General features: G+C 41.5%; 21 protein-coding genes. 4 read left to right on the forward strand and 17 right to left on the reverse strand.

The window, feature by feature from the left end:
- Positions 1 to 18 precede the first annotated feature (18 nt).
- Positions 19 to 1,665 carry a malonate decarboxylase subunit alpha gene (mdcA, locus tag A5883_RS07345; protein ID WP_015509676.1) on the reverse strand — a complete coding sequence of 549 codons (1,647 nt, stop codon included), beginning with the start codon at positions 1,663 to 1,665 and terminating at the stop codon, positions 19 to 21.
- A gap of 5 nt (positions 1,666 to 1,670) precedes the next feature.
- Positions 1,671 to 2,585, reverse strand: coding sequence for an ACP S-malonyltransferase (locus A5883_RS07350; protein WP_086338229.1), 915 nt, complete (start codon positions 2,583 to 2,585; stop codon positions 1,671 to 1,673).
- Between the two features lie 117 nt (positions 2,586 to 2,702).
- Between A5883_RS07350 and A5883_RS07355 the strand changes: the two genes are divergently transcribed.
- Positions 2,703 to 3,557: a LysR family transcriptional regulator gene (locus A5883_RS07355; protein WP_086338230.1), complete on the forward strand. Its 855-nt coding sequence runs from the start codon at positions 2,703 to 2,705 to the stop codon at positions 3,555 to 3,557.
- Between the two features lie 222 nt (positions 3,558 to 3,779).
- Here the strand turns inward: A5883_RS07355 and A5883_RS07360 are convergent, their stop codons facing one another.
- The 4 genes from A5883_RS07360 to A5883_RS07375 form a co-directional block, all read right to left on the reverse strand.
- Entirely contained in the window at positions 3,780 to 4,199 is a 420-nt protein-coding gene (locus tag A5883_RS07360) for a cupin domain-containing protein (RefSeq protein WP_086338231.1), read from the reverse strand.
- Positions 4,200 to 4,544 (reverse strand): carboxymuconolactone decarboxylase family protein, encoded by a 345-nt coding sequence (locus A5883_RS07365; protein WP_086338232.1) that lies wholly within the window; start codon positions 4,542 to 4,544, stop codon positions 4,200 to 4,202. It lies immediately after the preceding gene.
- The gene (locus A5883_RS07370; RefSeq protein ID WP_086338233.1) at positions 4,513 to 5,079 is read right to left on the reverse strand and encodes a flavodoxin; all 567 of its coding nucleotides are present in this window, start codon (positions 5,077 to 5,079) and stop codon (positions 4,513 to 4,515) included. The genes A5883_RS07365 and A5883_RS07370 overlap by 32 nt, the downstream gene beginning before the upstream one ends.
- 166 nt (positions 5,080 to 5,245) lie before the next feature.
- Positions 5,246 to 6,127, reverse strand: coding sequence for a LysR family transcriptional regulator (locus tag A5883_RS07375; protein ID WP_086338234.1), 882 nt, complete (start codon positions 6,125 to 6,127; stop codon positions 5,246 to 5,248).
- 288 nt (positions 6,128 to 6,415) lie between these two features.
- Between A5883_RS07375 and A5883_RS07380 the strand changes: the two genes are divergently transcribed.
- Positions 6,416 to 6,604 (forward strand): hypothetical protein, encoded by a 189-nt coding sequence (locus tag A5883_RS07380; RefSeq protein WP_074535879.1) that lies wholly within the window; start codon positions 6,416 to 6,418, stop codon positions 6,602 to 6,604.
- A 212-nt stretch (positions 6,605 to 6,816) separates the two neighbouring features.
- Here A5883_RS07380 and A5883_RS07385 read toward each other — a convergent pair whose 3' ends face one another.
- The 6 genes from A5883_RS07385 to A5883_RS07410 form a co-directional block, all read right to left on the reverse strand.
- Complete coding sequence (locus tag A5883_RS07385) at positions 6,817 to 7,521, reverse strand: flavodoxin (protein WP_176323958.1); 705 nt, start codon at positions 7,519 to 7,521, stop codon at positions 6,817 to 6,819.
- A gap of 191 nt (positions 7,522 to 7,712) precedes the next feature.
- Positions 7,713 to 8,654 carry an ABC transporter ATP-binding protein gene (locus tag A5883_RS07390; RefSeq protein WP_015509670.1) on the reverse strand — a complete coding sequence of 314 codons (942 nt, stop codon included), beginning with the start codon at positions 8,652 to 8,654 and terminating at the stop codon, positions 7,713 to 7,715.
- Between the two features lie 103 nt (positions 8,655 to 8,757).
- Entirely contained in the window at positions 8,758 to 10,188 is a 1,431-nt protein-coding gene (locus tag A5883_RS07395) for an ATP-binding cassette domain-containing protein (protein ID WP_086338236.1), read from the reverse strand.
- 6 nt (positions 10,189 to 10,194) lie between these two features.
- Complete coding sequence (locus tag A5883_RS07400) at positions 10,195 to 11,091, reverse strand: ABC transporter permease (protein ID WP_060791898.1); 897 nt, start codon at positions 11,089 to 11,091, stop codon at positions 10,195 to 10,197.
- Positions 11,092 to 11,102: 11 nt separating this feature from the next.
- Positions 11,103 to 12,032, reverse strand: a complete 930-nt coding sequence (locus A5883_RS07405) for an ABC transporter permease (RefSeq protein WP_086338237.1) — start codon at positions 12,030 to 12,032, stop codon at positions 11,103 to 11,105.
- Positions 12,033 to 12,093: 61 nt separating this feature from the next.
- Complete coding sequence (locus tag A5883_RS07410) at positions 12,094 to 13,671, reverse strand: ABC transporter substrate-binding protein (protein ID WP_015509666.1); 1,578 nt, start codon at positions 13,669 to 13,671, stop codon at positions 12,094 to 12,096.
- Positions 13,672 to 14,351: 680 nt separating this feature from the next.
- On the opposite strand from A5883_RS07410, the gene A5883_RS19790 reads away from it, so the two are divergent.
- A complete protein-coding gene (locus tag A5883_RS19790) occupies positions 14,352 to 14,918 on the forward strand; it encodes a helix-turn-helix domain-containing protein (protein WP_015509615.1) in 567 nt (188 codons plus the stop codon).
- Complete coding sequence (locus tag A5883_RS19795; protein ID WP_234976689.1) at positions 14,888 to 15,763, forward strand: IS3 family transposase; 876 nt, start codon at positions 14,888 to 14,890, stop codon at positions 15,761 to 15,763. Before A5883_RS19790 ends, A5883_RS19795 begins: the two co-directional genes overlap by 31 nt.
- Positions 15,764 to 15,895: 132 nt before the next feature.
- Here the strand turns inward: A5883_RS19795 and A5883_RS07420 are convergent, their stop codons facing one another.
- The 5 genes from A5883_RS07420 to A5883_RS07440 are packed head-to-tail and all read right to left on the reverse strand — an operon-like array spanning position 15,896 to position 19,495.
- Positions 15,896 to 16,624, reverse strand: coding sequence for a DUF554 domain-containing protein (locus A5883_RS07420; RefSeq protein WP_015509665.1), 729 nt, complete (start codon positions 16,622 to 16,624; stop codon positions 15,896 to 15,898).
- 28 nt (positions 16,625 to 16,652) lie between these two features.
- Positions 16,653 to 17,033 carry a RidA family protein gene (locus tag A5883_RS07425; RefSeq protein ID WP_015509664.1) on the reverse strand — a complete coding sequence of 127 codons (381 nt, stop codon included), beginning with the start codon at positions 17,031 to 17,033 and terminating at the stop codon, positions 16,653 to 16,655.
- A 9-nt stretch (positions 17,034 to 17,042) separates the two neighbouring features.
- On the reverse strand, positions 17,043 to 17,744 hold the full coding sequence (locus tag A5883_RS07430) for a 4-carboxy-4-hydroxy-2-oxoadipate aldolase/oxaloacetate decarboxylase (protein WP_086295335.1): 702 nt from the start codon (positions 17,742 to 17,744) through the stop codon (positions 17,043 to 17,045).
- A complete protein-coding gene (locus A5883_RS07435) occupies positions 17,744 to 18,487 on the reverse strand; it encodes a PIG-L deacetylase family protein (protein ID WP_086338238.1) in 744 nt (247 codons plus the stop codon). Before A5883_RS07435 ends, A5883_RS07430 begins: the two co-directional genes overlap by 1 nt.
- Before the next feature lie 54 nt (positions 18,488 to 18,541).
- Positions 18,542 to 19,495 carry a catechol 2,3-dioxygenase gene (locus tag A5883_RS07440; protein WP_086338239.1) on the reverse strand — a complete coding sequence of 318 codons (954 nt, stop codon included), beginning with the start codon at positions 19,493 to 19,495 and terminating at the stop codon, positions 18,542 to 18,544.
- Positions 19,496 to 19,805 lie beyond the last annotated feature (310 nt).

Consider the following 19,805-nt stretch of genomic DNA (forward strand, 5'->3'; position numbering starts at 1 on the left):
TCTCTCCTCTTGCTCTTATTAAGACCACGTTCTGAATTTCATTGGTGGTTCATACAACCCATCGGACCATTCGATCAAATCATCAACGGTTTGAGCTGCTAGCAATGATCGTTTGGCATCACTGCGTTTGATCCCTAAGTCTTCTGGTAATTTCACGATCCCCGCTTTGCGAAGGGCATCCAGAGAAGCTTTTGTGCTGGTCATTCCTAGTGGGGTTACACCACCGATGGCTGCGATGGCTGCTTGTTTTTCCTCTTTTGAATTTGCTTTATAAAGATAAGCGATGCCTTCTTCTGTCACGATATGCGTCGTATCTTCGCTATAGATCATAATTGGGGCATTGGCTAAACCAGCTTGCTTTTGGACAGCCAACGCATCTAACGTTTCTACAAAAACAGGTTTTTTATTGGACCCATACGTTTCAACCATTTGAACGACTAATTTTTGTCCTTTTGCTAAAGGATCTGTTTCATCCCGCAAGGATTGCCAAGCTGGAGTCGAATGCCGACGGCCCCCCGGATTATGCCCCATATTTGGTGCACCACCAAACCCAGATAAGCGGCCTTTCGTCACTGTAGAAGAATTTCCTTGATAATCTAGTTGTAAGGTCGAACCGATAAACATATCGATGGCATATTGACCTGCAGTTTGTGATAATGCTCGATTGCTGCGCATCGTGCCGTCTTTTCCGACAAAGAATACATCGGGTCGAGCGGCAATATATTTTTCCATACCAACTTCCCCACCAAAACTGTGGATGCTTTCGACCCAACCAGATTCGATAGCTGGAATCATCGTTGGATGAGGATTCAAGACCCAGTTTTTCGCTACTTTCCCTTTGATTCCAAGCGTTTCTCCATAGGTTGGTAAAAGTAACTCGATCGCAGCGGTATTAAAACCGATCCCATGATTCAACGATTGTACTTCATGTTCTGCATAGATTCCTTTTAATGCCATCATCGCCATCAAAATTTGTAATTCCGTAATGTTTTGCGGATCTCTCGTAAAGAGGGCTTCTAATTGATACGGTTGGTCTGCTACCACGACGACATCGATCCAATCGCTGGGAATGTCGACCCGCGGCAAACGATCGACCACTTCATTAACTTGAACGATCACAATCCCATCTTTAAAGGCTGCTGCTTCGACGATCGTTGGCGTTTCTTCCGTATTGTAACCTGTATAAAGATTTCCTTGGCGATCGGCTTTGTCCGCCGCCACAAGGACCACATTCGGAATCAAGTCAATAAATAAGCGACCATATAATTCCAAATACGTATGAATGTCCCCTAATTTCATAGTTTTGTCTTCAATCATTTGGGCAACGCGCGTACTTTGTGCGCCTGCATAAGAAAAATCGATTTTCGCTGCAATGCCTTTTTCAAATATCGTCAAATGTTCTGGACGGGAGATACTCGACATGATCATATGCAAATTGTTGACTTTTTGAGCATCGACTTGTTCTAAGCTTTTTGATAGGAAGCTTGCTTGTTTTTGATTGTCGCCTTCAAGGACCACTTTGTCTCCCGGACGGATCAACTGTTCTAAGACTTCAATGATCGCTTCCGTTGGGACATATTTTCCATCGAGAAGATGCTCGATTTTTTTCATGGTTTGGGCCTTCTTTTCACGTTTACTTGCCCAGTTTCTTGCAGGTTTTTCCATTCTATTCATCTCCATTTTCGATATAGGAATAAAGCATCATCCAAGCCATGTTGATCCAAATTGATCACACGGATCGCTTTGTTTTCACCAAATTTTGCTTGGATCAGTTTTGTTAAGGTATTGCCAGGAGGAAATTCAAGAGCCAAATCAAGTCCTGCTTCGTAGGCAACATCCATGATCTTGTTCCACTGCACCGGATAAGCAATATTTTGCAGCAAATCTCGACGGATCTCTTCAGGGTTCATGGTCATCCGACCATCCGTATTTTTGAGGTACGGACAGATAGGCACATCAAGGAATACCGTGTTCATAAATGGCGCAAACCGTTTCACGGGTTCTGCCATCAACACACAATGGGACGGGACAGGCACTGCTAAAAGTTTGGCGGTTTGCGCATGATAATCTTTCGCTTGAGCTAGCGTCTTGCGCAAGCCTTTGATATGACCAGAGATCGTATGCTGCATGGGGCAATTTTCATTTGATAAATAGACGGGAGCAGCAGGATCAAATGTTTTTGCCACGAGCGCTTCTGCTTCACTTCTCGTTACACCAACCAGTACCCCCATGGCATAATCAGTCGGATAGGCTTCTTTCATCAATGTCGCCCGATGATAGACCAAGCTAGCGGCATTTTCGAAACTCAAGCTTTCACAAGCTAACGCAGCGGAAAAAGCGCCAATCGAATGCCCCGCCACAAGCTGAGGTTGCACACCAGATGCTTTCATCTGGTCCGTGTAAAAAGCCGCTTTTACTAAAAGGGCCAACTGAATAGAGACGGTATCTTGTTTGAGATCCCCCGATACAGGGTGTAAATCAAAGCCTGTCGCCTGTTCTAGCCGATGGAAATAACTGGCAGGCACGTCCTCAAGCATCTTGCTGGTCTGACTGCCTTGTCCTGGGTATAAGAAACCTGTACTCATGAAACACCTCCTAAACAATTTCTCTTTCCTGTGTCATAATAACGGAAGTTTGTTATAATAAAAAATACCAGTTTCGTGAATATCCATAACCAAAAGGTATGGAAAGAGGAGTATCTGATGAACCTTGATCATTTACGCTACTTTAAAAAAGTAGCCGAATCGAAAAATATTACCCAATCTGCACAAGAATTATACATCTCACAACCTGCCTTGAGCCGTGCCATGAAACACCTAGAAAGTGAACTAGGCGTTCCTTTGTTCTATCATGCCGGTCGGCATATCGAGTTGACGATGTATGCTGAAGAATTTTATCCCTATGTCGTTGAGACGTTAGCACGTTTCGACGAAGGAATAAGTGCGATCCAAGCCTTAAATGGAGAAATGGTCCCTGCAGTGACGATTTACTCTGAAGTCGCTTCTGTTTCCTTGCCCAACTTGGTGGCGACATTCGTTGAAAAGCACCCTGAGATCCAACTTTCGATCAAGCAGCACGGCAGTAAGGAGACCAACAAAGAACAAGCCTTCTACATTACCTCTGAGCCAAAGAACGGCTTGACCAATCTGCCAATATTCACGGAACCCATCTTACTGGCGATCCCCAAAAAGCATCCCTTGGCAGAAAAAAAAGACTTGCAAGTTGCCGATATCCAACACGTGCCTTTGCTGATACTGGTTGAAAACAGCCCGCTGCGTAGAACCATCGACGAAGCTTTTGAAGCAAAAAAAATCAGTTTGGCTATCGGTTCAACGACGGACGATCCGGCGACGTTGCGCTCCCTCATCAATCAAGGACTAGGAATCACGTTCTTTCCTAAAATTACTTGGGGCTATGAAGATGAGGCACCTTTCGTTTTACGTGAACTAGCAGATTTCCCCTTATCAAGGACGATCTATTTAGCATCAAGCTTTACTAAAGGTCATCCCATGACAAAACTAATTGCAAAAACGTTGATTGAATTTTATCTTGGCTAAACAAAAAGAAGCGTCCATTCGCACGTTAGCTGTGCAAGTGGACGCTTCTTTTTTCTCTCCTATTTACAAAGGTTGAATCATCGGCTCGACCGTACATTCATTCACATTGATCACATTGATCACATCGATCTCTTTTGACTCGCCACACTATTGGCTGCCCCAGTCAGGTGAGACCCCATAAGATTTGTTACATGCCTTCCAGTACGGCTGCCTTATCATCGCTTATGCATCAGGCAATTGATCGTATTCTTCATCACTGACTGCTTCTAACCATTCTGAAGCACCAGCAGTAATCGCTACATGGGCAAACCAACTATTTTTTGATGCACCATGCCAATGTTTGACCCCTTCCTTGATGACTACGACATCACCAACAGTAAGTTTTTGCGGTTTCTTGCCTGCTTCTTGGTACCAGCCTTCTCCTGAAGTCACCAACAACAATTGATACCCACCATCAATATGCCGATGCCAATTGTTGCGGCAACCTGGTTCAAAAGTCACATTGCCAACGTTGACTGGAATCGCTGGATCAGCTACTAAAGGATTCAAGTAACTCTGACCGCTAAAATATTGTGCATAGGCGTCATTTGTGTTCCCTAATGAAAAGATTCCAGCTTCTTTTGCTGCATCGAGTTCTGACATTTATTTTTCCTCCAATTCAGCTAGCTCTTCTTGATAAACCGTTTTGGCGATGTTAAAAGCAGACCAAGCTTTGGGCCAGCCAACATAGAAAGCCAGATGAGTGATTACTTCTGCAATTTCCTCTACAGTGATCCCTTTTTCCTTGCCAATCGTCAGATGGGCAGTCAATTGTTCAAAATTGCCACCCGAAATCAAGGCAGATATCGTTAATAAACTTCTTGTATGAGGAGCCAATTCTTCCTCACGTGACCAAACTTCACCAAATAACACATCATCATTTAATTGCGCAAATTTCGGCGCAAATGTCCCTAGATTATCTCTTCCTGCAGTTTGTTTCTTTACCATATCGATCGACTCCTTCTTCTATTGTGATAAAATGCTGGCTCACCCAATTTTGAATGGCAGTATCCGCCTTATTCACTCGTGAACCACGGATGGCTAATCCAGGATAAATGAGGGCTTCAGGACAAGTTTTTTTAAAGTCTTCTAGGCTATTGCCGAATCCTGAGCCTTCATGAGTACAAAAGGGAAAAATAATCTTCCCATCGAAATGATGGTCTTTTAAAAAACTCGCCACGATCATCGGATAGGTCCCCCACCAGTTGGGAAATCCAACAAATAGTATCCGTTCTTTAAAAAACGCAGACGGTACTGTTTGATAGCAGGGAAAATCATTAGCAGCTTTTTCTTTTTTTGCATGTTCGACCATCGCCCGATAACTTTCAGGATAAGGTTCCACAGGGTCAAGAGTATAAAGGGGGCATTGCAGCTGCTCTGACAGCTTCTCTGCTAGAATCTGCGTATTTCCTATGCCCAGATTTTTGAGCTGTCCCTCAATCAGATTTTCACCAGCTCGTGAACAAACAAGTATTGCCGCCATTGTGTCACCTCCTACTCTTTGTTTCCTGATAGATTTAATGGTAAGCCAATCGAGTTGGATTGGCTAATGCTTTTTCACACAAGACCTTATGCTTACAAAGCATAGCTGGTTTCGATATACAAAAAAGAAGCGGATATCACCGCTTCTTTTGATGTTTACACTGAGATTATTGAAAGGAATCGCGAAATCGTCGAATAAACTCGATAACGACTGGCGACAGTACACGATTCTTTTTCCAAACCAATACACAGCTGGTCTCGATTTGTGGTACTAAAGGCAGAAACTTGATTGCCTCATTCCTTCGCTGACCAACAGCGCCACTAACAGTCAGTGCCGAACCAACATGGTTTTCTACTAAGGAAAAGACATTGAATATTAAATTGTAGGTACCCACGATCGGCAACTCTTCCACTGGTGTCTTCGACCATTGGCTGAACATTTGCTGTACTTCTGGACGCTTGGAGATCAATAAAGGCACACCTTTGATGTCTTCGGGTGTAACTTCTTCTTTATGCGTAAGAAAAGAATCAGCCGAAGTCAAAAAGCCCCATGTTTCTTTTCGTGGAAGAACGATTTTTTCATACTTCTCGATTTCAATCGGTTCGATCAAGATCGCTAGATCCAACAAGCCTTTCTCTAGACGATCGCTGATATCATCTCCGGTACCACTATGAATATGAAAGCGAACATCAGGATAATCATTGATAAATTCTTCCAACATCAAGGAAAGCGTATCGGAATTATCTGCTTCCACACAACCAATCGTGAAGTGACCGCTAAATAAATGTTTTTTACGATCTTCAAACGCTTGCATTGTCTGGTCTGTCAAACTCAAAATCTCTTCCGCACGGCTTTTAAAAAAACGCCCCGCTTCCGTTAAAACCATTTTACGATTATCACGAGTGAATAGTGCCGTCCCTAACTCGTCTTCTAATTCTTTTAATTGTCGACTCAATGTCGGTTGTGTGATGTGGAGCACTTCTGCAGCTTGAGAAATCGTCCCTTCCTCCGCAATCGTGTAGAAATATTTTAATAACCGAATTTCCACAAAATCTCCTCCTCATTTTTTCTTGTGCATTCAAGGTGTTCGAAACAAAAGAGAACCTCCCTCTCCAGTCTCCTTATCAATTCTTATGATAACAAAGAATCACTGTTCCAGCGAATCTAGCTAAAAAAGCGTAGGAAATTGCAGAATTGTAAAAAGATTCGTCAACAACATGTAAAAACTGTTCGCATAAACGAACAGTTTTGTCAGCTGCTTGCTTTTTACGGCTTTTGGCGTAGGATATATGAGTATCTTGGTATGAGTTCTCATACAATGATTTGGAGGAATACAATGTTAAATTTATCAATTCTTTTATTTTGTGTAGCGATCGCTTTACTCGGACTTGCAGGATTCATCTTTAGAGTGCGCGCGTTGCTGAACAAACGTCCGTGGAATGGTCCTGTATTGCCATTGTCGGTTATTGGTGTGATTCTTTTCATCGTCTCTTTGGTCATGATCTACCTTTCTTATCCGAAATAACAGAATTGTAGTCAACCTAGAACGAATAAATCGGAAAAACTGACTATTCTCGGGAATAAGTAGGAGCTTTTGCTTCTAATCCATCAGCGCATCCCCAAATGATTCATAAATCAACTGCATTAGTTTACCATAATTATATTATGATTATTTCGGTTTGTGGTACATCATGAACATGTAGCCAATTGAGAAACGGCTACTAAACTTGAATTTTGCTAATATCCTAGTTCATCGAGCCAATTCAACAGATTCGGTTCAGCCTCTTCAACACTTCCCGCTCTTGCTGCAAAGCCTTCAAGAAAGTCATACGCTGGATACAACGTTTGAAGTTCGTTTTGACTATTGTTCAATCCACTTCCCCCATGGGTTGCAAAAGGAATGATTTGTTTATCCGTAAGATCATAGGTTTCAAGAAATGTTAAAACGGCTCTTGGGGCACGGTTCCACCAAACAGGAAAGCCGATAAAGAGAACATCCACTTCAGTCATTTCGGCAACGTCAGCCTTCAACGTTGGTCGGGCATCTTCTTCCACCTCTCTAGTCGCAAAAGCTGTATGTTCATCGTAAACGTTAGGGTAACCTACTTCTGTTTGAATCGAGAACAACGCACCGCCGGTCTGTTCAGCGATCATTTCTGCTATCACCTGGACATCTCCTACCAAGGTGTCATCGATTACATTAAAACTACTTCCAGAAACTGCTTCGACCGCTGGTTCATGCTCTAAATTTTCTGATCTTGTGAAATAGGCAATCAAAATATCGGCCTCCCCATCAATCCCTGTTTCTCTCATTTGTTTCGTAATGGTGTCACTAGTACTTGTTTCTGTTGTACCAATGTCTGGCTCGTCATTCATTGAATCACTGCTGCATCCTGCTAGAAAAATCATTGTCAGAAAAAGTCCTTTTGTCCATTTGTTCATTGAATTGCTCCTTTCTTTTCCCATCAAAATGGTAGTTCCAGTATAATTCTTGAAGTGGACTTTAAGGCAAGGCTCTTGAGCAAACCTTCCCCTATTTATTACATCTTTCTCACAACTTCCTCACAAAAAGTCTTCCTTCCCAGCATATTGAAAAAAGTCGTAAACAAAGCTTTGTTTTACGACTTCTTCATTTAGTTATCGATTTTTCTCAAACTGGCAGCGACAAAATGATTTGTTCCTACCTGAACCCAATCCGGGTCCGCTGTTTCTTCTGTTTTAAATGTGGTGAAATCAAAGACATTGTTTTCCTTACTGTAAAAATCATCAGGCGCTGTTTTCTTGTTTCGAATGTCGGTTCTTAAAAACGCAGCAAGTAAGCGCCTTGTGTACGGATGGTAAGCATTTTTAAATATCTCATTGATTGGGGCACTCTCGACGATTTTTCCCCCATGCATCACGATCACATCATCGGCCATTTTACTAATGACACCCAAATCATGGGTAATAAATAAAATACTTGTATCCAGCTTGTCTTTTAACTCATTCATTAACTTAAGGATTTCTGCTTGGATGATCACATCGAGTGCGGTAGTCGGTTCATCGGCAATCAATAGCTTCGGATTGCAGGCTAATGCCATTGCGATCATTACCCGCTGACTCATTCCTCCAGATAACTGATGAGGATATTGCTTGGCTACTCGTTTAGGATCTGTGATCTTGACAGCTTCTAACAGCTCATATGCCCGTAAAGTCGCCGTCTTATTGTCGACGTGCTGATGAAGTTTCAAGGCTTCTGTCAGTTGTGCTTTGATTGTAAATACCGGATTCAAACTTGTCATAGGCTCTTGAAAGATCATTGAAATATCATTTCCACGAATTTTTAAAAGCTCTTTTTTGCTTAATTCGAGGATATTTTTTCCATCAAAACGGATCTGCCCTTCCGCTATATACTGATTTCGCTGAAAAAGTTGAAGGATCGACATGGCTGTTTGACTTTTGCCACTCCCACTTTCTCCAACGATTCCTAATGTCTTCCCTCTTTTTAATGAAAAAGTAACGCCTTTGACAGCTTTGACAGTGCCCCGTTTCGTATCAAAATACGTATGCAGATTATCAACTTCTAGTAAATCCATCTGGACCTCCTTTTGATTTTTTCCCATTAAACCAATCGTATCATGCTTATGGTTCGATTGATTGACTCATCAACCATGTTTCAATTCCTATGTTCTAAAAAAACTATTTTCGCGTACACTTCACAAAATGATTCGGCTCGACTTCTACCCAATCTGGATCAGCATCGGTTTCTTTTGAATAGTTGAATGCCAAATCAGGATGGGTTTCATCAAGAGGCCATGGTCGATACTCTTCGTCTAGCGTTGGAATGGCATTTAATAATTGCCGTGTGTACGGATGGATCGGGTTAGAAAAAATCGTCTCAGCTGAAGCTAATTCTACAAGATGCCCAAAATACATCACACCGATCCGATCAGAAATAAATTTTACAACTCCAAGATCATGGGTGATAAACAAGTAAGTCAAATTGAGTTCTTCCCGCAAATCATGAAGCAAATTGATGATCTGTGACTGAATCGAAACATCTAACGCTGAAACAGCTTCATCGCAAACAATGAATTTGGGCTTTAAAGCTAAGGCACGAGCAATCCCGATTCGTTGTCGTTGTCCACCAGAAAATTGATGCGGATAGCGATGAATAAATTCTTTCTTTAACCCGCATTTTTCCATGATATCAAGAATATAGGTTTCATAGTTTGGGTCCTTTTTACTAGCAAAAAATTTGTGTATCAACAAACCTTCTCCAATAATATCACCCACTGTTAACCGTGGATCTAGTGAGGAGTAAGGGTCCTGAAAGATAATTTGCAGGTCTTTTCGTAAAACTCTTGATTCCTTTTGAGTCAAAGCAGCTAGATCGATGCCAGAATCAAGCTGCTCTTCATAGTATGAAAATTCTTTTTTGTTCATGACATCTTTTTTTAGTTGTGCGACTTGCTTATCAATAGCTGCTAAGTCATTTTGTTGTTCAGCGATCGTTTTTTCCAAATTTATGAGCTCTGATTGATCCACTGCCCCATTCATCGCTTGTTTTTGCTGATTAAATGTTAACGCTCGCTTGCTAGCTGCAACTTTTGCTGCAGCTTCGTAACGAGACGAAAGAAGCTTACTGACCTTTTGTAGATCATCATGCAAAATCAAGCCTCCGACTAATCGTAGGGTATTGCCATATTCATTTTCAAAAGCGATTTTCTTTAGACGCAACCGTTCCGTTGTTGCTTCTACATCAGCAGCTGAATCGGTAGCGAGTTTTGATTCGATCGACTGGAGCTCATTGACAGAATCAGTAAACTGTTTCATCTTTTTTGGCAGTTGTTGATAGACTTTTTTTACGTAACGAGGCATGAAATCTTCGATCGTCTCTCCATAGTAAAGGGTCGAGCCTCCGGTTTGTCGTTGGAGCTGAATAATCGTGCGTCCAAAGGTCGATTTTCCACAGCCACTTTCACCGACGATGCCTAATGTTTCTCCTTCATAGATATCGATCGTAAGATCTTTATTTGCTTTCACATAGTCTTTTCCCACCCCAAAAAAGTTTTTCTTCTTCACAGGAAAATACTTTTGTAGATTCTTGACGCGCATGATCGTGTCCATAACTGCTTACCTCTCTCTCATCTTCGGATCGATGGCATCTCGGATTCCGTCACCGATCAAATTGAAGGATAAAATGGTCAACATGATCGCGATCCCTGGATAAATCGTCAGGTAGGGATGTGTTCGGATATAGCCTCGTCCAAAATTTAACATCGTTCCCCATTCCGCAACGGAAGCCTCCATACCTAAGCCAATAAATCCTAAGCCAACAGCAGATAAAATTGCTGTGGCAACGCCCATTGATGAATGCACAATGACTGGTGAAAGGATATTTGGCAAGATGTGTTTAAAAATCAGCAATCCATTATTTGCGCCCAGCGCTTTTCCAGCTTCAATAAATTGCTTCTCTTTGACCGCCATCACACTTGCCCGAATAATACGAGCAAAAATGGGGATATTCGCCAACCCGATCGCCAAGATCATGTTCGGCAGACTGGATCCCAAAGAAGCCACGATGGCGATTGCCAACAAAATGGAAGGGATGGATAGTAAGATGTCACAAAAACGCATAATCAGCGTATCGATCCACCCTCTGAAATAACCGGATAAGACACCTAAGATGCCACCAAAAAAGAGTGCCAGTAACACCGCACAAACGCCTACAGTAAGCGATATTCTCGTGCCGTAAATCAAACGAGACAATACGTCACGTCCCAAGTCATCTGTCCCAAACCAATGAGAACGACTTGGAAATTGCAATGCATTGGCTAGATTTTGCTCCCTCATACCATAGGGAGCTATAAAGTCTGCAAAAATCGCAGTAATCGTCAGTAACGTGATAAATAGTAACCCAAACATTGCTCGGCGATTTGCTTTTAAGGAAAGCCAAATCTCTTGTTTCGATCCTTCTGGTACGCCTGCAAGTGCTTGCGTTTTCGCTATGGCCTTTTTTCTAGAAAACATGAGTTCCTCCCTTAATCATATGAGGTTTTAATTCGCGGATCGATATATGCATAGAGAATATCGACACATAGATTAACCATCGTAAAAATAAATGCAATAAATAAAACGCCGCCTTGGACGATCATTGTGTCTCTTGTACGGATCGCATTCACCATCAATGTCCCGATCCCATTGATACTAAAAACAGTTTCGGTCAATACAGCCCCACCTAATAAAGCCCCAAACTGCAAACCAATGACTGTCACTACGGGAATCAAGGCATTTCTTAAGGCATGATGGAACGTCACCTTTGAACCATTTACTCCTTTGGCTTTTGCCGTACGAATATAATCTTGGTCTAAAACGTCCATCATACTCGACCTTGTGATCCGGGCGATCGTGCCAATTGATGAGGAAGCCAATGCAAATACTGGCATGATCATTTGCTGCCAAGTATCAAAACCAGATGCTGGCAACCAGCCCAGGGTAGAAGTAAAAAGAATAATTAAAAGGAGTGCCTGCCAAAAGGTTGGCATAGAAACCCCAACTAGTGAAAGAAACATCACGAAATTATCAACCTTGGAATAAGGTCTCGAAGCAGAGATCACTCCCAGTGGAATACCAATCAGCGAGGCAAATAACACACTCCATACTGATAATTTGATTGTGTTGGGCAAACGGACTAGGATTTCATCCATGACCACCCGGCCAGAAACATACGATCTCCCAAGATCAAATTCGATGACAACATTTTTTATATAATGAAAAAATTGTTCGATAAAACTACGATCAAGCCCCATTTGCACACGCATAGCCTCATATTGTTCAGGAGTCGCTCCTTCCCCCAACACCATCGTTACAGGGTCTCCAGGTGATAGATACATAATCGTAAATACAATAAAAGAGACGCCTAGCAGGATAGGAAACAACCACAGAATTCGTTTTACAATATATTGGAACATCTATTCATCTCCTCAAAATAAAGAGCCATTGCGGCTCTTTATTTTATACTCTCAATCCAATTTAGTTTTTTGACACCGTATCTAAGAAGTAACTTCCAGTTGGATGATGTTCGAACCCTTGCACCCAGTTGCGGATACCTGAAACATTTTCTCTGGTTTGTAAGTAAACCCATGGCATCTCATCATTGATAATCTCTTGCGCCTCGTGATAATAGGCCAAGCGTTCCTCTTGGTCAGAAGTGCTACGAGCTGCATCAAGTAATTCATCTACCCGTTCATTATGATAGAACGTACGATTTCCAGCTTCGCCAAAGCTACTTGAATGGAACAGTGGATACAATCCATAGTCAGCATCTGTTGTGATCGTTGTCCAACCTAGTAAGAACATATCTGGTTCACCAGCTGCTGCAGCATCTAAAAATGCTCCCCACTCCATTTGGTTGACCTCAACAGTGATACCTAATTCTTCTAAAGCAGCGGAAACAACCTGCGAGACACGGATTCGTTCTTGATTGTTATCACCGACATACAACGAAAGGGAGAACCCGCCATCTGGATAACCAGCTTCTGCTAATAGTTCTTTTGCTAATTCAACGTCATAAGGAGTAGCTTCCAAGTTTTCATTATATCCAAAAACCAATTCGTTGATCGGTCCACTCATTTGAGTCCCGATCCCCATATGAACCGTTTGGATAATCGATTCGACATCGATAGCATGGGCAATCGCGCGACGTACCCCTACTTCTTGCAATGGTGTATCATTTCGAACGTTGAAACCTAAGTATTCCGTTCCTAAATTTTCTGTCGCTAATAAAGTCAATTCATCGTTTTCTTCAACCTTTTCATTATCAGAAGGAGCGATATCATAAACAATATCGACGGTTCCTGACTCTAGTTCAATCAAACGAACACTTGAATCTGTAATTGTCCGAAACTCAATTCTTTCCATTCCCGCTGGCTCATCCCAGTGATCGTCAAATCGATCTAACGTCACGTGACTACCGGTTGCCCATTCAACAAATTCAAAGGGACCCGTTCCCACAACGCTGCTGATACCATAATCTTCACCAGCTTCTTCCACAGCTTTCTCACTCAAAATTCCAACCGCAGGATGTGCTAAATGAGTCAAGAAAGGCCCGAAGGCACCATTTGTCCCGATATGGATCGTATGATCATCGATCACTTCGATCGTATCAGGATCGATCGAACCAATGATATGACTGATCGAAGGTGAGTCAACCGCCCGTCGAAGGGTGTAGGCAACATCAGAAGCTGTCATCGCTTCCCCATTATGAAAGACAACATCTTCTCGCAACTTGAACTCATAAAGGTTCTCTTCAATTTCTTCCCACTCTGTTGCTAACCCTGGCACTAACTCAAGATCGTTCGTCTGTTTGATCAGTGTTTCATAAATCTGTCTTGCTACCCTGGTAGTTGCTTGGTCGTTCGTTTGATGGATATCTAATGTCACTGGATCCGCACCTGATGCGACCACTAATACATTAGGATCAGAACTAGCTCCCCCTGACACATTCCCTCCCGAACTATCTGTTGGGTCTTGGCCTCCACTACCACAAGCACCTAATACCATCAGACTTGTTAACAATACGAGTGCCCAGCTTGTTTTCCTTTTTTTCATGTTATCCTCCATTTCGTCCCCTGTAACTTAAGGATTTTTTTTTGCGCTCTTCTTCATACCAGCAAATATAGAAATTAGACGCATTGGCGTGTAACTTGGATCGAAAACACATACGCTCGTCCTGTTTTCTATCAACTAACTATAAAAAATTTGCTCATAATGAAGAAGCTTTTATCTGAATGATGAAAATTTTCAGATAATAACAAACTTTAGCTTGGAAATGTGATAGATTTGTGATGAATACCTAAGAAAATTGTCATTTTGTTAGAATAAAATGAAGAATTGCGATTTATTATCATTAATTTGACTTTTTCTTATAAGCTTCCTCTTTTTTAGATGCCGTTTTATTCCTAATTCCCTTCTTTAAAATAGAGCGAACGCTGATTCGTACAGAGAATCAGTGTCTTTAGCAAGACAGGAAGCTTTGCGAGTTTTTTTTCATCTCACCAGAACCCCGATCCCTCTAGACTATTTGGAAAAGCTGAAATCGCTATTCATTTGACAAGAACTGATCGAAAGAAGCGTTATGCAAACTTTCTTCAGTTACATTTAACTAACGCTCCTTTAAATGACCAAACGATCTTTTTTTAACAGAAAAAAGTACAATGGGCAAAAATATGCCTCTGAAGCGACCCCCAAAAGTTAGACCAAAAATCTAACTTTTGGGGGTCGCTATTTGTATGGCAAAATATCCTTTTGAATTAAAACTAAAAATCGTTAAAGAATATCTTAGTGGTGTGGGTGGATATCGGCATCTTGCCAATAAATACGGTATTTCAAGCAAGTCTCAAGTAAGTGATTGGGTGAATGCCTATCGTGAATACGGAGAGGAAGGTCTATTGAGAAAGCATCAAAATCAGAAATATTCTGTTCAATTTAAGTTAAATGCGATAGAGTTATATCAAACAAGTGAGATGTCCTATCGAGAAGTTGCCAGCACTTTAGAAATGAACAACCCTGCGCTTATTGCCAATTGGATGCGTAATTTCAGAGAAGCAGGTATTGAGGGGATCTCAAAAGAGAAAGGACGACCACTTACTTTGGCTAGAAAAAAAGAGAACAAAAAAGAAAATACAACAACTGAAGAACGCGATCGTATCAAGGCATTAGAAAAGCAAGTCCGATCCCTTCAAATTGAGAATGCCTTTTTAAAAGAGTTGAGGAAGCTGCGAAAACAGGAAGCCCAGCAAAGACGCAAGAATCAATCGCACGAATCATCGCCAGCCTCCGAGGATCATTCAAACTAGTTGAGCTTCTTGAAACATTGAAATTTCCTAAAGCAACCTATATGTATTGGCAGAAACGGTTTGACAGACCAAACCCAGACCAAGAAATTGAAGAAAAAATGATTGAAATTCGCAAGGAGCATAAAGACTATGGCTGTCTGCGACTAAAAAAAGAATTAGAGAATCAAGGGATTCATGTCAATAAAAAGAAGATTCAACGTCTGATAAAAAAACTAGGTATCGAAGTAAAGTCTTACACTCGAAAATCTCGACGGTACAATTCTTATCGTGGGAAGGTTGGCACTGTCGCCAAAAATCGTATTCATCGTCGGTTTTATACAAATATCTGTCACCAAAAAATTACAACTGATACCACAGAGTTTAAGTATTATGAAGTAGACACCACAGGTGTCGTTCGTCAGAAAAAGCTGTATTTAGATCCTTTCATGGATTTCTACAATAGTGAAATTCTATCTTATCGGATTTCTGAAAAACCAAACGCACTAGCCATAATGGAAGGATTAGAAGAAGCAATCCAGATGACAAATGATTGTCCATTTCGTAGAACCTTCCATTCAGATCAAGGATGGGCCTATCAAATGAATGCTTATAAGAATAAATTGAAGCAGCATAAAATCTTCCAGAGTATGTCTCGTAAAGGGAATTGTTTAGATAACTCACCTATGGAAAACTTCTTTGGTTTATTAAAGCAAGAGATTTTTCATGGAGAAGTCTATCGGAGTTTAGATGAATTGAAAACAAAAATTGACCAATATATCTATTATTACAACCATAAACGCATCAAAAAGAAATTAAATTGGCGAAGTCCAGTTCAGTTTCGAGAAGCTGTAAAAACAGCTGTTTAACAGTTAATTTTATCGTACAAAAAAGGAGTGGATTTCTCCACTCCATAAAAGTCTAACTTTTTGGGGTCACTACACTCACTGTACTTTTTAGTAAAAACGATCACCCGAATCAGTTATTTCTAACAAGGACCATTAGATCAGTGGAACAATGAAGTTGGTCCAAAGATGACTGATAGGCATCGCTAAAATCATTGCTGGGATCATATCTGCTACTGGGAATTCTTTGACTTTCATCATCCGAAATCCAGTAGCGATCATAAGAAATGCCCCCGCCGCTCGAAAATCGTTGATCATTTCTGGCGTTGTCAAAGGTAAAATCTGTTTCGCCCCCAAAAACAACAGGAAAAAGATAATAAATTGCGGTAGAGCGATGATCGAAACCACATAACCTAAATTTGCAGCAAAAATCGCAGCAGTGAAAAGGTCCAGAATCGATTTTGAGATCAATATAGTGTTATCCCCTGTCATCCCAGCATCTAAAGAACCATATATGCCGGTTCCACTGGCACAAAATAAAACGATCGCTGTAGTTAACGCGGAGACAAACTCTTCTTGTGATAGTGTGCTTTCTTTGCTCTTTGCCATAGCAGCAATTGGTTTCTCCATCAAAGAGGCACCATGATTGATCCACTTACCTAATTTCAAAACCAATCCTAACCCTGTTCCAATCACCACCGCAAAGACCACGGCTGGCATATTCTGCATTAAACCTAAAGTAAAAATCCCCATCGACATTGAACAAACCCCAAAGATTAAGGTAATCTGGGTCTTAAATTCTGCACTTAGCTTTTTTCCTGCTATCCCGCCGACGATTCCTCCAACGATAACAGATGAAACATTAATTAGTACTCCTGTGGGCATGCTTGGTTTCCCCTACTTTCACTTAATATCAAAGAACAGCGACCATCTCCACTTGAACGTGAACCCCCGGTTTCAATGAATGAACGGTGGTATGCCTTGCAGGTCGATTATCAGGGTCAGGGAATAGTTTTAGCCATTCTTTGTTTACAATTTCTTTGTATGATCGATCTGTCACTGATACGCTGAGATGGGCAATATTTTCGCTACTCCCACCTGCTTTTTCCATAATCTCAAGGATATAGGTAAATAGTTGTGCGACTTCTTCTTCTACAGTTTCTGGCATTTGTCCCGAAGAAGGATCGGTACCCATAAGTGCAGAAGTATAGACCATATTTCCAATTTTAACTGCTGTTGGTATTGGATTTTCATGCGCAGAACCGTTGATTTGAATCACTTGTCTTTTTGTCATGGTTATCACCTACTTGATTTCATCATCGACTTGGTCAAGATAAACGACCCCTTGCTCTGATAAACGCCCACGCAAATTATGGAAATCCATACTTAAGATACCTGCGGCAATTTGCTCTTTGACCGTTGCTTCTTTTCGCATTCTTTTTTCTGCGCTTGCTAAAGTTGCCGCTAGGTTTTCTTTTTGAACGACGACTACCCCATCATCGTCAGCCATGATCAAATCACCGCCCCGCACGACTTGTCCAGCACAAGCTGACGGTGCATTGACCCAACCACCTTTATTTTTGAACGTTCCTTTTGAGTAAATCGCTCTTGTCCATACTGGAAAACCTAGTTTACGAATTTGCGCAACATCCCGAGCAGCAGAGTCGATCACCACTCCTTGTATACCGCGTTTCATCAAAGCAGTAACGATCAATTCGCCGATCATACCGCCGACATATTCGCCGCTGGTCGTCGTGATCACTAAAATATCTCCTGGCTGACAAACCTCGATCGCTGCATGAACCATAAGATTATCCCCTGGTGGACAGATGACTGTCACCGCAGGCCCGACGATTTGCTGACCTTCGATCAATGGTCGCATATAAGGCAACATCAGGCCAGTTTTGTCCTGTGCTTCATAGACAGTGGAAACATCATATTTCCGATAGTCCTTTAACGTATCTTCTGATGGGCGGTAGATATTTTTTAAAATATATTTATTCATTAGTTAAAGGCACCTCCTACATATGGAAAGAAACGTGTGAATGCTTCTGCATATTGATAGTCGTTATTTCCTGAACAACGTCTTGCCTGATTGCCCCGCAGCAAAGCTTTGGCACTGTAATAGTTGATCAAATGTTCTTGTGCTTTGAAGCAGTTCATTGCTGCTTGTTTTTGCTCATAGGTTTCAGTAATATCAATGATTACTTCTGGTTGAAAGCCACTGATCTCTGATTGGTGTGGTTCAAACCCGAAAAGCCGACTTTGCTTGCATCGTTTTGTGTCATCGATCTGGACACCGTTTGAGGTGGACAAAACGCTCGCCTCAAAAACAAAGTTAGAAACAAGTTCATGATCAGGATTAAACGCATCTTTTGGTCCATGGGTCAAAATGATATGTGGTTGAACGTCGCGCATCTTACGAACCATTCGATCCATTTCGGCTTCGCCTACCGACATATGATAGTCTTGCAAATCCCATAGCTCATAATCCGTAACCCCTAAATGTTTTGCCGCTTTCATAATTTCTGAACGCCGAACTGATTTGACCTGCTCCAGCGTTTGACCTGGTTCATTCCATAAGTCGTTTGACTCACCTCGAGCGCCATAGCTCAAAACAACCAGTGAGACGTGCGCGCCATACTTGATGTATTTGGCGATCGTTCCGCCACTGCGCCAAATAAAGTCTCCGGCATGGGCACTAACAACTAATAGGCGTGTCTTTTCATTGATCAATGATGCTTCCAATTTTATTCCTCTTTTCTATGTTCTCTGTGGAAATGCTGCTTTTATTTATAAGGATTATTCCTCAACATGAGGTGTGCCGTACGTATGGAAGGTCGAAACAGTTTTATTGCCCCAAGCCTGTCCACGAGCGCGTTCCTCTTCGTCCCATGAGATGACTTCCCAGTCCGGTTGCAATACTAAATATCCTCCTGCGGCGATCTCGATGCGATTTCCACCTGGTTCATAACAATAAACAAAATACGTTTGATTGATCGCATGCTTACTTGGTGCAAATTCGATGTGAATGTCATTCTCACAGAAAATATCAGCCGCACGTGCGATCTCAGCAAACGAATCGACCGCCAATGCAATATGATGGAAACGTCCTTTTGAAGCGGTTGCATCTTTTGTGAAAACAACCTCATAAGACTTGTTATTTGGACTGTACCAGACAGCTTGACGTGATCCGTCTTTAAATTTGATCTGTTCCGTGAGACGCATTCCAAGTAATTCTTCCATCATGTCGCCATCAGCCGGTGGGTTTGAGGACAAGAAATTGATGTGGTCTAAGTGTTTTACAGCTGCTCCCCGACCAGTAAATTTCTGCGGTTGATTTTTCAAACAAGGCTTAAGTTCAGGTGGCGCAACATATTTTACTGTTTCGTAGTAGAGCTCGTGGAGATGTCCATCGGGACCTTTAAAACGGTATGCTCGACCATGACCATAATCCCCTTCGATCCAGCCAACACCAAAACCAGCTTTTTCTAAGGCATTCGCTCGTCTTTCTAACGCTTCTGGACTAGTCGTTCGATACGCTGTGTGCTTGATTCCAGCAGTCTTTGAAGCAGTCAAAATGACAGAATAAAGCTCATAGTCACCCCAACAACGTAAATAGACAGAGTCGTCTTTTTGATGGACTTCTTCCATTCCTAATACATCAATAAAGAATTTGGTGCTTTCGGATAACTTCGGTGTCAACAGTTCTACATGACTTAAGTGTGCAATTTCATGACTCATTTTCTGTTTCATTTTTCCACCTCATTATTTAATAGTTTTGTGTTCTATTTCTAGTACCAACCTTCTTACCTCCGGACAGTAAGCGATTACAAAAGTCTAAAAAATAAAACAACGGTTTTTCTTCTTGCTAGCAACGATCCAACAACGAATAACGTTAATCATTATTGTTGAACAATTTAATTCTACAATTCACTCTTTTCTTTGTCAACAGCTTTTGGTGATTCTTTTTTTGTTCCATTTTTGTTCCCCCTAGAGGAAATCATTGACATACAACGGAAAATCCCTGTATAGTAAGTCTATAAGATTGTTGAACAACATTTTT

Source organism: Enterococcus sp. 5B3_DIV0040, from assembly GCF_002140755.1.
Lineage (GTDB): Bacteria > Bacillota > Bacilli > Lactobacillales > Enterococcaceae > Enterococcus_D > Enterococcus_D casseliflavus.